10 protein-coding genes, 1 pseudogene and 1 riboswitch are annotated in these 13,252 nt (G+C 60.2%); of the genes and pseudogenes, 5 read left to right on the plus strand and 6 right to left on the minus strand.

What is annotated here, in order from left to right:
• Positions 1 to 44 precede the first annotated feature (44 nt).
• On the plus strand, positions 45 to 1,013 hold the full coding sequence (locus AB5Y97_RS08945; protein ID WP_005343920.1) for a calcium/sodium antiporter: 969 nt from the start codon (positions 45 to 47) through the stop codon (positions 1,011 to 1,013).
• 84 nt (positions 1,014 to 1,097) lie between these two features.
• Here AB5Y97_RS08945 and AB5Y97_RS08950 read toward each other — a convergent pair whose 3' ends face one another.
• Positions 1,098 to 2,264: a type III PLP-dependent enzyme gene (locus tag AB5Y97_RS08950; RefSeq protein ID WP_043818871.1), complete on the minus strand. Its 1,167-nt coding sequence runs from the start codon at positions 2,262 to 2,264 to the stop codon at positions 1,098 to 1,100.
• Positions 2,265 to 2,771: 507 nt separating this feature from the next.
• Positions 2,772 to 2,887, plus strand: a riboswitch (glycine riboswitch).
• Positions 2,888 to 2,994: 107 nt separating this feature from the next.
• Here AB5Y97_RS08950 and AB5Y97_RS08955 point away from each other — a divergent pair.
• Positions 2,995 to 4,371, plus strand: a complete 1,377-nt coding sequence (locus AB5Y97_RS08955) for a sodium:alanine symporter family protein (RefSeq protein WP_201947474.1) — start codon at positions 2,995 to 2,997, stop codon at positions 4,369 to 4,371.
• A gap of 114 nt (positions 4,372 to 4,485) precedes the next feature.
• On the opposite strand, the gene AB5Y97_RS08960 is transcribed toward AB5Y97_RS08955, so the two are convergent.
• Positions 4,486 to 5,202 (minus strand): protein ligase, encoded by a 717-nt coding sequence (locus AB5Y97_RS08960; protein WP_201947476.1) that lies wholly within the window; start codon positions 5,200 to 5,202, stop codon positions 4,486 to 4,488.
• A 100-nt stretch (positions 5,203 to 5,302) separates the two neighbouring features.
• A complete protein-coding gene (locus AB5Y97_RS08965) occupies positions 5,303 to 6,700 on the minus strand; it encodes a nucleobase:cation symporter-2 family protein (RefSeq protein ID WP_201947478.1) in 1,398 nt (465 codons plus the stop codon).
• A gap of 246 nt (positions 6,701 to 6,946) precedes the next feature.
• Between AB5Y97_RS08965 and AB5Y97_RS08970 the strand changes: the two genes are divergently transcribed.
• Positions 6,947 to 8,068: a GGDEF domain-containing protein gene (locus AB5Y97_RS08970; RefSeq protein WP_040066714.1), complete on the plus strand. Its 1,122-nt coding sequence runs from the start codon at positions 6,947 to 6,949 to the stop codon at positions 8,066 to 8,068.
• Positions 8,069 to 8,101: 33 nt separating this feature from the next.
• On the opposite strand, the gene AB5Y97_RS08975 is transcribed toward AB5Y97_RS08970, so the two are convergent.
• Both AB5Y97_RS08975 and AB5Y97_RS08980 read right to left on the minus strand, forming a co-directional pair.
• A complete protein-coding gene (locus tag AB5Y97_RS08975) occupies positions 8,102 to 8,350 on the minus strand; it encodes a YciN family protein (RefSeq protein ID WP_005338382.1) in 249 nt (82 codons plus the stop codon).
• A 123-nt stretch (positions 8,351 to 8,473) separates the two neighbouring features.
• Positions 8,474 to 9,853, minus strand: coding sequence for an MATE family efflux transporter (locus AB5Y97_RS08980; protein WP_325793875.1), 1,380 nt, complete (start codon positions 9,851 to 9,853; stop codon positions 8,474 to 8,476).
• Between the two features lie 120 nt (positions 9,854 to 9,973).
• On the opposite strand from AB5Y97_RS08980, the gene AB5Y97_RS08985 reads away from it, so the two are divergent.
• Together AB5Y97_RS08985 and AB5Y97_RS08990 are read left to right on the plus strand one after the other, a co-directional pair.
• Complete coding sequence (locus AB5Y97_RS08985) at positions 9,974 to 10,831, plus strand: AraC family transcriptional regulator (protein WP_335827168.1); 858 nt, start codon at positions 9,974 to 9,976, stop codon at positions 10,829 to 10,831.
• Between the two features lie 69 nt (positions 10,832 to 10,900).
• The gene (locus AB5Y97_RS08990) at positions 10,901 to 12,595 is read left to right on the plus strand and encodes an NAD-dependent malic enzyme (RefSeq protein WP_005338379.1); all 1,695 of its coding nucleotides are present in this window, start codon (positions 10,901 to 10,903) and stop codon (positions 12,593 to 12,595) included.
• An 85-nt stretch (positions 12,596 to 12,680) separates the two neighbouring features.
• On the opposite strand, the pseudogene AB5Y97_RS08995 reads toward AB5Y97_RS08990, so the two are convergent.
• Positions 12,681 to 12,983, minus strand: a pseudogene (locus AB5Y97_RS08995) (OmpA family protein); the annotation flags it as partial.
• Positions 12,984 to 13,252 lie beyond the last annotated feature (269 nt).

A 13,252-nucleotide genomic window follows, 5' to 3' on the forward strand; every position in this document is an offset into this window, starting at 1 on the left:
TTTGGGCTGGCGCTTCGTTGCAGATCACAAGAGATGAAGATCCTATGACCCTGGCTTTTGTTGCCCTGATTGCCGGACTGGCGCTGCTGGTCTGGAGTGCAGACAAGTTTGTCGACGGTGCCGCCGCCACTGCCCGTTATGCGGGGATGCCGCCGCTGCTGATCGGCATGGTGATCATCGGTTTTGGTACCTCGGCCCCGGAGATGGTGGTCTCGGCACTGGCGGCGTCCCAGGGCAATCCCGGGTTGGCGCTTGGTAATGCCTATGGCTCCAACATCACCAATATCGCGCTGATCCTGGGTCTGACGGCACTGATCAGTCCTATCGCGGTGGCCTCTCAGGTTGTGCGCAAGGAGATCCCGATCCTGCTTGGTATTACCCTGCTCTCCGGTGCCCTGCTGATCGATGGGCATCTGGGCCGGATGGATGCGGTCATTCTGGGGGCCGTCTTCGTTGCCCTGATGGGGTGGTCCATCTGGGCTGGCATGAATGGCAAGGGAGATGCGCTGGATACCGAGACAGCCGAGGATATCGAGAGCGAGGGGATGTCCCTCAAGAGCGCCATCTTCTGGCTGGTGGTAGGGCTGGTGCTGCTGATCGGTGCTTCCCGTCTGCTGGTCTGGGGGGCGGTGACCATCGCTCAGGCGCTTGGTATCAGCGATCTGGTGATTGGCCTCACCATAGTCGCGGTGGGAACCTCCCTGCCAGAGCTGGCCTCGTCCCTAATCGCCATTCGCAAGAACGAGCATGATCTGGCCCTTGGCAACGTGCTCGGCTCCAACCTGTTCAACACCCTGGCGGTGGTGGGGATCGCGGCGGGCATCCACCCGCTCGATGTGGCGCCGGAGGTGCTCACCCGTGACTGGAGCATCATGATGGGGCTGACCCTGCTGCTGCTGGTGATGTGTCTGGGCCGCAAGGGGCAGGGCCGCATCAACCGGCTGGAGGGGGGCGTGCTGCTCACCTGCTTCGTTGCCTATACCGGCTGGCTGCTGACCAGTCAGTTTATCTGATAGGGGTTGGTGAAATGAGAGAGGGGGAAGCTCACGCTTCCCCCTCTTGTTTTTGCCCAGTGAACCTGTTGGCGAGCGGTGTGCTCAGGCTACTGCCACCAGCTTCTGCCCCTTCTGACTGCTGTCCAGAATGAGGATGCTGGCCTTGGGGAAGAAGTTGAAGGTGGAGGCCGAGGCCCAGGTGTAGGCGCCCATTACCTTGCCAACCACCAGTTCGCCGATAGCCAAGTCCGGCAGCATGATACCATCGCGGATCACATCCACGCTGTCGCAGGTCGGGCCGGAGAGCACCGAGTTGTGTTGCTCGCCGCTGGCATAAGGCGTGCTCACCGGATAGGTGACGTGGTCATAGAGCTGGCCGTTGTAGCTGCCGTAGAGACCGTCATCCAGGTAGTACCAGATCTTGTCGCCGCGGTGGGCCTTGCCCATAACGCTTGAAACCGAAGTCATGGCCGGCGCGCTGATAAAGCGGCCCGGTTCGGCAATCTTCTGCACGGTAGCGGGCAACTTGGCCAGCGCTTCGCGGATCGGCGCGCAGAAGCCGTCGATATCGAACTCGCCCCCCTCATAATCCACCGGGAAACCGCCGCCGATATCCAGCACCCAGGGCTTGAGCCCGAGCGCCCAGGCCTGCTCCATGATCTCGCGGCAGGCGTCGATGGCCTGCACATGGCGACGGGCATGAGGCACTTGCGAGCCAACGTGGAACGACAGCCCCATCACCTTGATCCCCTTGGCGTGGGCCAGTTGCAGCAGCGGCAGCGCCTGCTCCGGAGTGCAGCCGAACTTCTTGGAGAGGTCGACCTTGGTCTCGGGGTTCGGGAAGCTGACCCGCAGCAGCAGTTTCACTTCGTCCTTGTAGGGAATGAACTTTTCCAGCTCCAGCGGGTTGTCGTAGACAAACACGGTGCAGCCGAACTCCAGCGCGTAACGGATATCGCTGTCGCGCTTGATGGGATGGGTATGAATGCAACGTCCCGGGCGAACCCCCTGACTGCGCACCAGATCCACTTCGCCATTGGTGGCCAGATCGAAACAGGCCCCCTCTTCCTTCAAGACAGAGACCACCGCCTCATGGGGCAGGGGTTTGAGTGCATAGTGCAATCGTACATCGGGCAGGGCGGCTGCCAGTGCCCGATACTGTTTGCGGACGGCTGCCTTGTCGAGCAGCAGCAGGGGGGAGCCGAATTGTTCAACCAGCTGACGGTAATCTTGTGCGACCACATCTTTTGCAACCAGGGTCTCGTTCATTCTCTTTTGGTCATCCTTAGGGGGCGTGATATGCCCAAGCCATATGCGATTGAACCGGCGACGGCCGGGTCAGGCGAGCGGTCCGGTGGGACCAACCGAACACAGTGCATAAATTGATAACAAAGTGCTTGGTTATGCAGCGGATTATCGGCTTATTGATTCTGTGTGCAAGCATTTTGATTGGATATGTCGGCAAGATTTTCTTGGCGAAACGAGAGGGATCACTGTTCTCTATCCGCCATTTTTCCCGTTTGGGCCACATTTGATCCGTGAGAGCCTAACTTGTTGATAGTTAACTAACATTTAACATTCTTGCCGCGGTTTTGGCGGTCACTAAAAAAATATAAATGGGGACGGCCAAGTGCGAGACAGCTCACATTTTTTGGATTAACATGCCGACTTCCTAATCCAAACTAGTTCGGATGAAGGTAGCAGGAGAGCGATGGGCAACCATCCACCGAAGAAGTGAATCTTTCAGGTACCGGGCAACCGGTGTGGACTGCTACTGGACGATACTCTGGAGAGACCCGTTAAATCGGGCGCCGAAGGAGCAAGGCACCATGACTACCCGCAAGGGCAGGCTGGCGCCGGAAACTCTCAGGCAAAAGGACAGAGGGGATGGGATGGTTGTACCTGGGCTTGGCCCGCATCCGATCGCCTCTGGCCGATCGCGACACCTATGGGAAGATCATCCTTCTCCTCCTTAATTTCTGTTTCTTAAGGAGGATGCATGTCATCAATTCAATCGGCGTTAACCGCCATCGATAGCTTTATCTGGGGGCCGCCCCTGCTGATCCTGCTGGTCGGGACCGGTATCTATCTCACCCTGCGTCTGGGTCTGCTTCAGGTCGTGCGCTTGCCACTCGCGCTGCGGCTGGTTTTTGGTCGCGATCAGGGGCAGGGCAAGCAGGGGGATGTCTCCAGCTTCGGCGCCCTCTGTACCGCCCTCTCTGCCACCATTGGTACCGGCAACATCGTCGGGGTGGCTACCGCCATCAAGCTCGGCGGCCCCGGTGCCCTGTTCTGGATGTGGATGGCGGCGCTGTTCGGCATGGCCACCAAGTACGCCGAGTGTCTGCTGGCGGTGAAGTATCGCGAGCAGGATGCCAACGGCCAGATGGCTGGCGGCCCCATGTACTATCTGGAGAAGGGGTTCGGCTCCAAGCCACTCGCCAAGCTGTTTGCCCTGTTCGGCATCGGCGTGGCTTTCTTCGGGATCGGTACCTTCCCGCAGGTCAATGCCATCTCCGACGCCATGAGCCTCTCCTTCTCGGTGCCCCGTGAAGCGACCGCCGTGGTGCTGACCCTGATCGTGGCGCTGGTGACCCTGGGAGGGATCAAATCCATCTCCAGCGTGTCGAGCAAGGTGGTGCCCTTCATGGCCATCTTCTACATCGTCGCCTGTCTGGGTGTGCTGGTGAACAACGCCAGCGCCTTGCCCGATGCCGTCATGCTGGTTATCGAGAGTGCCTTCACCGGCCATGCGGCGACCGGCGGCTTCGTCGGTGCCAGCATCCTGCTGGCCATTCAGTCCGGGGTGGCGCGCGGGGTCTTCTCCAACGAGTCAGGGTTGGGCTCTGCACCCATCGCGGCGGCGGCGGCCAAGACCGATTCCTGCGTGGAGCAGGGGCTGGTCTCCATGACAGGTACCTTCATCGACACCATCATCATCTGCACCATGACCGGCCTGACCCTGGTGGTGACCGGCGTGTGGAGCGGCGATGCAAGCGGCGCGGCCATGACCAGTCTGGCTTTTGCCCAGGGGCTGGATGCCCATGTCGGCCAGTATCTGGTGAGCATCGGCCTGCTGTTCTTCGCCTTTACCACCATCCTTGGCTGGAACTACTACGGCGAGCGCTGCACCGAATACCTGTTCGGGGTTAAGGCAATCAAGCCCTATCGTCTGGTCTATCTGGCGCTGGTGGCGAGCGGTGCTTTCCTCCATCTGGACATGATTTGGCTGCTGGCCGATATCGTTAACGGCCTGATGGCGGTGCCCAACCTCATCGGCCTGATTGGCCTGCGCCATGTGGTGATCGCCGAGACCCGCGCCTACTTTAGCCGGGATCTGGATAGCGAAGCCGAGCCGGAGCCGCAGACGGCCTGAACGCCTCAGCCCGTTTCACGCTCCCCTTGAAAAGAACAAGCCACGACTCCGGTCGTGGCTTTTTTGTGCGCCGTGTCTCTGGATGGGGACTTTCCCTCTCCCTTCGGGATAAGGTCAGAATGAGGGGGATAGCCCCTCGCTCAGCAGGCTATCCAGACGAGCTCGCACCTTATCCACCAGTGCCTGATCGCTACCGCGCCAATCGATGCAGCTTGCCAGCGTAATGGAGGTTCCCGCCATAAAACGCAGCTCGCCGCCCGCCAGCTCGTAGAAGCGGCTCGCCATTCTGGTTCCCTCATCCACATCACCCGCCACCAGCAGCATGGCTTGTGCCAGCACGGCGCCCTGGTGATCCTGTCCCGGCGCCAGCCAGCGCTGGGCAGTGCCGGTGATCTTGCGTCCCCCGATCACCAGATTGTACTGACCATCGCAAAAGGATCCGGGCACAAAGTCATAGCTTCCCTCAAGTCCGTACTCCGCCAATAGGGTCAGCAGCGGGGCCCCCAGCAGCCGGTAGTAGTGGGCGAGATCTGTAGTGGTGCGGGGCAGCAGCAGGGAGAGGTTGAGAATGCCCGCCCCGTGGGGCACGGCGGTGCCACCGCTGTCGCGCACATGTACCGGCCAGCCTTCATCTGCAAGTTGCTGGCAGGCGGTTTCGTAACGGGGGAGGCGGGTATCTTTGCGAGTGACAATCAGGCATTGGGGCGCCTGCCACAGGTGAGCGCGGGGCTGGCCGTCATGGGCACAGTCGCGCAACCAGCACTGCTCTTGCGCCAGTATCTGTGCGGGTGAAGCGGTATCGGGGAGGGGAGAGAGCAGGGGATAGGGCATGGCGGCATCCTCAAAAAAGGCTGCCCAGCACACTACCCGTGGCGACAGGCAAGGTAAAGCCCCGCAAGTGCGGGGCTGTTTGCTATCGGTAGGCTGTGTCTCAGGAGTGACGCGCTTCGCGCTTGGGCAGCAGCAGGTTGAGCACGATGGCGGTAATGCCACCGGTGGCGACGCCGTAGGAGAGCACGCTCTTGGCCAGCTCCGGCAGGTGTTGCAGCACTTCCGGCACCTGCGCGACTCCCAGCCCCATGGCCAGCGACACCGCCAGGATCATCAGGGCGCGGCGATCCAGCTCCTCGCGGGCAATGATGCGCACGCCAGCGGCGGCGATGGTGCCGAACATGACGATGGTAGCTCCGCCCAGCACGGGCTCGGGGATCTGCTGCACCAGACTGGCGACCGCCGGGAACAGGCCAAGCAGCACCAGCATGGCGGCGATAAAGAGCCCGACGTGACGGCTGGCGACGCCGGTCAGCTGGATGACGCCGTTATTCTGGGCGAAGGTGGACATGGGGAAGGTGGAGAAAACTGCCGCCAGCATGGAGTTGGCGCCATCGGCCAGCACGCCGCCTTTGATCCGCTCCATATAGACAGGCCCTTCCAGTGGCTCGCCGGAGATATCCGAGGTGGCGGTCATGTCGCCGATCGCTTCGAGCGCCGTCACCACGAAGATGATGGCGAGCGGCACGAACAGCTGCCAGTCAAAGCCGAGACCGTAGTGAAGCGGAATGGGCACCATCACCAGCGGGCCGTCGAAGGTGGGGGCGCTCACTTTGCCCAGCAACAGCGCCACGGCATAGCCCGCTAGCATGGCGATCATGATGGCGGAGAGACGCAGCCAGGGGTTGCGACTGCGCTGCAGCAACACGATCAGGCCGAGCACCAGCAGGGAGAGGAAGAGGTTGGTGTGGCTGGCGAAGCTGCCATCAGAGAGGGCTGCATAGCCGCCGCCCATGCTGATCAGGCCCACTTTGATCAGGGTCAGACCGATCAGCAGCACCACTATGCCGGTGACCAGCGGGGTGATGATCCGTTTCACCAGATGGAGGAAGCGGCTCATCACCACGATAGTGAGTGCGGCAACCATCATGGTGCCAAACAATGTGCCCAGCAGATCCTCGGTGGGTATGGCCGCCTGTTTGAGGGCGAGACCGGAGGCGATGATGGGGCCGAGGAAGTTGAAGCTGGTACCTTGCACCGAGAGCAGGCCGGAACCGATGGGGCCGAAGCGGCGGGTTTGAATGAAGGAGGCGATGCCGGACATGACCAGCGACATGGAGACGATATAACGGGTGTCGGCGGCAGGGAGGCCGAGGGCATTGGCGATAATCAGGGGCGGGGTAATGATGGCGACAAACATGGCGAGCATATGCTGCAGGGCGGCGAACAGCGTCTGGGGCAGAGGCGGGACATCCTCTATGCCATAGACCAGTTCGCTATGGGCTCGCCTGGGGGGATGTGCCTCTCGATTGGCGCGTGTGACAGCAGCCTGTTCCATAAGTACCTCGAATTGTGTGGGGAGGGGGAGAAAATTGGGCGCTATTGTAGTGATTGAAATGAGGCTGACCAGCGCTAATTATGCAAAAAAAGGTTTATTTTTTGATGGGTTGAAACGTTTGCGCGCTGCGATTATCATCTGTCGGTTTGTGTGACCGACCTCTCCTTTTTATTCTCCCCGCTAATAACAATTTTACCACTTTGTAGGTGTAGAATGAGCCCTCAGTATTCATCGTGGAGACTCTGGATGCTCAAGTTGTCAGAGTTCTGGAGTGCGAGGGTTCACTCCGAAGACTTTACTCGTACTCGCATGGGCTTTATGACGGTGCGTTTGCGCCTGCTGACCTGCTTGCTGATGCTCGGATTGCCCGCCTGGGCCGTGGTGGATTGGCTGACTTTGCCCGCCGTTCATTTTGAGCAGCTGTTTCAGGCCAGGATCTTCTGCACCCTGGCGCTCTCGCCACTTATTCCGCTCTCGTACCTCATCCACTTCAAGCGGGAACGGATGAAGCTGGCCCTTGGCTATCTGATGGCCGTGATGATGCTCTTCTCCCTCTTCTGCCTGAACAGCTTTGGCGCGGGACAGGAGTTGCAGGCGGGCTATGCGGCTTTCCCCTATCTGCTGATCACCCTGTTTGCCATCTTCCCCATCCCCCTCTCCCTCGGCTTGCAACTGGCAGGCGTGGTACTGGTGACCATGCTGCTGGGCCACTGGCTGCTGGTGGGCCAGAGCATCTGGAGTCAGGCCACCCTGAATCAGGTGTGGGTGCTCGGCATGTTTACCATGGCCAGTTGCTGGGTGCAGTGCGGCCAACTCAACATGCTGCTGCGGCTCTATCGGGAATCGACCACCGATGAGCTGACCGGCATGATGAACCGCCGCCTGCTGATGAAGCAGCTGGAGCAGGCCAGAATCCGGCTGCAACTCAAGAAGAAGCCCTTTGCGGTGATGCTGCTGGATCTCGATCGCTTCAAGCGGATCAACGATATCTACGGCCATCTGGCGGGGGATGCGGTGCTCAAGGAGGTGGCTACCACCCTGGGGGAGCAGCTGGAGCCTGACATGGTGCTGGGGCGTTATGGCGGCGAAGAGTTTGCCATCCTGATGCACAACTGCGCCGATCCGGCGCTGGCGAGCAAAATGGCCGAGCGGCTGCGCATTGCTGTCGAGGCGCGGCTGGTGAAGAGCCCCACCTCGGACGAATTGCTGGAGGTGACGGTGAGTATCGGGATTGCCATGGCCCGTTGTGATGACACCATCGATATTCTGATCAACCGTGCCGACGAGTGCCTCTATCAAGCCAAGATGGCGGGACGCAACTGCGTGGTGGTCGAGGGGCAGAACCGCGCAAAAACAGATGCCGCCTGAGGGCGGCATCCTGTTGGCAATGAGCTGGTGCGATCAGGCCAGCTTGTACTTGCCGGAGAGCTGCTGGGCCAGCAGCTTGAACATGTTGAAGACCGCCATGGTCTTGCCGGTCGGGGTACCATCTTCGGCCAGGAAATACTCCCCCTTGAACACCAGAATATCCCCCTTCTGCTCCACCGAATCGGCGCGCATACCGTGGATGAAGTCTTCATGCTCTTTGATGATCTTGTTGGCCATCTCAAGCAGGGCCGTCTCGGTGATCAGCTCTTTCTGTGGTTGCATGCTCGTCTCCTTAAACGACTACTGGACAGGGAAACCGTGGATCCCTGCCTCTGATTGAAGAGGCGCCCAGCATACTGCAAACAGGGTTTTTCTGTCATTGATATGACCCCGATTTGTGGCTGTTTATCCGATCACCAGATTCTTCAACCAGCAGCGTTGGCGAATACGGCGCTGCACCAGCAATACCTTGCTGAGCTCCTCCAGCAAGACCACCGCCACCACCCAGGAGAGGGGCCAGCCGAGCAGCGTGACCGCCACCCAGGCGAGCGGGATGCCGATGCACCACATGCCGACGATGTCGATGAAGATGCTGTAGTTCACATCGCCGCCAGAGCGCAGCACTCCGATGATCCCCACCATGTTGAACACCTTGAGCAGCATCCCGAGGCACATGATGCCGAGCACCTGTCCCGCTTCCGTCATCAGATCGGGGGGCAGGTTGCCGACCCACTGCAGCAGGTTGGCTTGCAGCAGCCAGACGATGATCCCCACCAGCAGCGCGCCAATCGGTGCCAGCAGCAGGAACAGCTGGGAGTGCTGCCAGGCGACCTCGTACTCCTCGGCCCCGAGCCGGTGGCCGAGCAGGGTGGAGCAGGCCACCGCCAGTCCGAAGAAGAGGGAGATCAGGATGCTCTCCAGGGTGCCGAGGGTGGTCATGATGGCCAGCGAATCGGTGCCAAGATGGGCGTAGAGAAAGCCGTAAATCAGCATGCCGAAGGCCCAGAGGCCGTCATGGAACAGCAGCGGCAGGGCGATCAGGGTAAAGCGCACCACCTCCTTGCGCTTGAAGGCGGCCAGCCAGTCTGGTGCGCGCGGGATCAGGCGCGCCTCATAACGCTTTACGTAGAGCAGCAGCAGGGCTGTCTGCAGCAGCCGGGAAATGGTGGTGCCCCAGGCCGAGCCGGCCACCCCCATCGCCTCGAAGCCGAAGTGACCGAAGATAAGGGCGTAGTTGAGGATGACGTTGGCGATGATAGCGATAATGCCGATGCGGGTCGGCGCGGCGGCATTGCCGACCGAGCGCAGGGCTGATTCCAGCGGCACTACGATAGCGGTACAGAGGATGGTGGCGCCGGTGATCATCAAGAATTGATCCGCCAGTGCCCGCAGCGCCGGATCCTGACTGGCAAAACCCAGCACGCTGCCCGGTGATAACACATAGATGAAGGCAAAGGGCAGGGTGACCAGCAGGGCGCCCACTATGGCCAGCGCCAGGGAGCGGCGCACCCCGGCCATCTCCCCGCGCCCGAAGTATTGTGCTGCCAATACCGAGACCCCGCCCGCGAGGCCCGCTATCACCAGCAGATTGAAGAAGAAGACCCGGTTACCCAAGCCGACCGCCGCCACAGCCGTGGTGCCAAGCTGGCTCACCATCATGATATCGATGAGGCCGAGCAGGGAGAACATCATGGATTGCAGCGAGACAGGCAGGGCCAGCCGCCACAATCGGGTCATGAACTCGCGATCGGTGGTTTGTTTTAAAATCGCTTGCCAATAATTCATAGTTGTTAACCGGGTATGAGAAAAGCAAGGTTTGTCAGGGGTATGATAGGGGCTGACGAGGCTCTTCTCACTGTGAGTAGCTCTCGATTTTCTTGTGTAAAACTATCCTGTTGAGGTGTTATGCCATTTGCCAGCGAGTGTCTGGAGATAGCGCCAGCCTGTGAAGAGCAGATGCTGGGACGTGAAGGGCTGCCCCTGCTCGGCGAGGCTGGGATCTTCCTGACCGGCCTCTCACGGGTGCGGGATCACTACCTCATCCGTCGCAATCGCCCCGAGTTTCACATCCTGATGGTGAGTCACGATGAGGGGGGCGCGCTGCTCACCGACGAGGGTGAGCAAGCCATTCCGGCCGGGTCACTGATTTTCCTGCCCGCCGCCGTGCCCGGTGGTCTCAAGCTGATTGGCGAAAGCTGGCAGATCAGCTGGATTTTGCTCGATGACGTGTCGCGCTGGCAGCACCTGCATCGTCTTGGGCACCGTATCTGGCAAGGGGATGGCGGCGATCAGCTCTACCATCTGCTCAGCCTGATGCAGGGGGAAGGGGTTCGCTCCCCGCTGCAACCTCAACTGCTCAGCCTGTTGCTGGCGCTGCTGGAGCGCACCCTGCAAGGGGAGGTACGCGGCACCCCTGAACTCAGATTGCAGGCACTGTTTCGCCGGGTGGAGGCGCGCCTGGACGAACCCTGGAGTGTCGCCCTGCTGGCCCGGCAGATGGCCTGCTCGGTGCCCCATCTGCATCGCCTCTGTCAGCAAGCGTTCGGTATGGGGCCGATGGCGAGGGTGACCGAGCTCAGAATGAACAAGGCGCGCCAGCTGCTGCTCTATACCAACTGGCCACTTGGCGAGCTGGCGGCCCGGGTCGGTTACAGCGATGGGGCCAACTTTGCCAACCGCTTTCGTCGTCTGACTGGTCAGACCCCCGGCGCCTTTCGTCGACTGGGTCGCAAACCTTTTGCAACGGATGTGCAAACTCTTTGAAATTAATGAGACAAGCCCCTAGGATCGGCGGGTCCCTGCGTCTAGCTAACCGTTTAGGTACCAAGATCCATGTTTGAAGATAATAACCAGAAACGTCCTCTCTACATTCCCTACGCCGGTCCCGCCCTGCTGGAGACCCCTTTGCTCAACAAGGGCAGCGCCTTCACCAGCGAAGAGCGCAGCAACTTCAACCTCGAAGGTCTGTTGCCCCAGAATATCGAGACCATCGAAGAGCAGGCCGAGCGTGCCTATCGCCAGTTCATGGCGTTTGGCAACGACATGGACAAGCACATCTACCTGCGCAACATCCAGGATACCAACGAGACGCTCTTCTACCGTCTGCTGCACAACCACCTGACCGAGATGCTGCCCATCATCTACACCCCGACGGTGGGCAAGGCGTGCGAGGAGTTCTCTAACATCTATCGCCGCGCCCGTGGCCTGTTTATCTCCTATCCGGACAAGGACAGGATCGATGACATGCTGCAAAACGCCACCAAGCAGAACGTCAAAGTGATCGTAGTGACCGATGGCGAGCGGATCCTGGGTCTGGGTGATCAGGGGATCGGCGGCATGGGCATTCCCATCGGCAAGCTGTCGCTTTACACCGCCTGTGGCGGCATTTCGCCCGCCTACTGCCTGCCGGTGGTGCTGGATGTCGGCACCAACAACCAGCAATTGCTGAATGACCCCTTCTATATGGGGTGGCGCAATCCGCGTATCTCGGGGGATGAGTACGCCGAGTTTGTCGATGCCTTCATTCAGGCGGTCAAGCGCCGCTGGCCCGATATCCTGCTGCAGTTTGAGGATTTCGCCCAGAACAACGCCATGCCACTGCTCAACCGCTACAAGAACGAGCTCTGCTGCTTCAACGACGATATTCAGGGTACTGCGGCGGTGACGCTGGGCAGCCTGATCGCCGCCTGCAAGGCCTCCGGCGCCAAGCTCTCCGAGAAGCGGGTTGCATTCCTCGGCGCGGGCAGCGCCGGCTGCGGCATCGCCGAGCAGATCGTGGCACAGATGAAGGCTGAAGGGCTGACCGATGCCCAGGCACGCAGCCGGGTCTTTATGGTGGATCGCTTCGGTCTTATCACCGACAAGATCCCCAACCAGCTCGACTTTCAGCGCCGCCTCTCCCAGCCGGTGGAGCGGATCGCTGACTGGCCGGTGGGGGACAATATCTCCCTGCTGGAGGTGATGGAGCACGGTCGCCCGGACATCCTGATTGGGGTCTCCGGTCAGCCGGGGCTGTTTACCGAAGAGGTGGTCAAGACCATGCACAAGCACTGTGCCCGTCCCATCATCTTCCCGCTCTCCAACCCCACCTCCCGGGTCGAGGCGACGCCGGCAGACCTTATCCGCTGGACCGACGGTCAGGCGCTGGTGGCCACCGGCAGTCCGTTTGCACCGGTGGAGCACAAGGGCAAGCGCTACGTCATCGCCCAGTGCAACAACTCCTTCATCTTCCCGGGGATCGGTTTGGGTGTTATCGCCTCCGGTGCCACCCGGGTGACTGACGCCATGTTGATGTCGGCCAGTCGCGCGCTGGCGGAGTGCTCGCCGCTGGTGAAAGGGGAGGAGGGTTCTCTGCTGCCGGATCTGGCGGATATCCATCAGGTCTCCCGCTACATCGCCAAGATGGTGGCCAAGACCGCCATGCTGCAGGGCAAAGCGGTGCAGACCCCGGACGAGGTGATCGATCAGGCCATCGACGCCAACTTCTGGCATCCGGAATATCGCCGCTACCGTCGCACCTCGTTCTGATTTCTGCGCAAAGACGCAAAGCAAAAGGGATGCCTCGGCATCCCTTTTTACTGCACGTCTGACATGGTTATCGCCTCAAGATCAACTACTCGCTGCCGCCCTGTACGCCGGTGACACGCACCTCTACCCGGCGATCCGGCCCAAGGCAGTCGATGAGCGCCGCCTTAGCTTTGATGGCATTACACTGGTTGCCGGTGACCGGATTGCTCGCGCCATTGCCCTGGATGCTCACCTTGTCGGCAGGCAATCCCTTGCTGATCAGAAAGTCGGCAACGGTTTGGGCCCGAGCTTCTGACAACCTCTGATTATTGGCATCCGAGCCGATACGGTCGGTATACCCCATCACGACCGCACTGCCATCCTTGGGCTGCACGTCGACGATCTGCTTGCACTTGTTTTTATTGCTGCGAAAAATCGCCAGCAAAGTGGATAGCGAAGGCTTTGGACTCTCATGATGCATTGGCGTCATGGACAACAGACCGGACAAGAAGCGCTTTTTAGTGCTTATCCAATACCTTACAGGCGCAACTACTTTATGCTTTCGAGACGGGGCAGGCAAGGGCAGGGAGGCGGGAGTGAGGGATGCAAGCGAGAACTAGACAAACAAAAAGGGATGCCGCAGCATCCCTTTTTTTCGCACTATCTGAACGAGGTCAG

Origin of the sequence: Aeromonas sp. R10-2, assembly GCF_040908445.1 — a bacterium.
GTDB lineage: Bacteria > Pseudomonadota > Gammaproteobacteria > Enterobacterales > Aeromonadaceae > Aeromonas > Aeromonas veronii.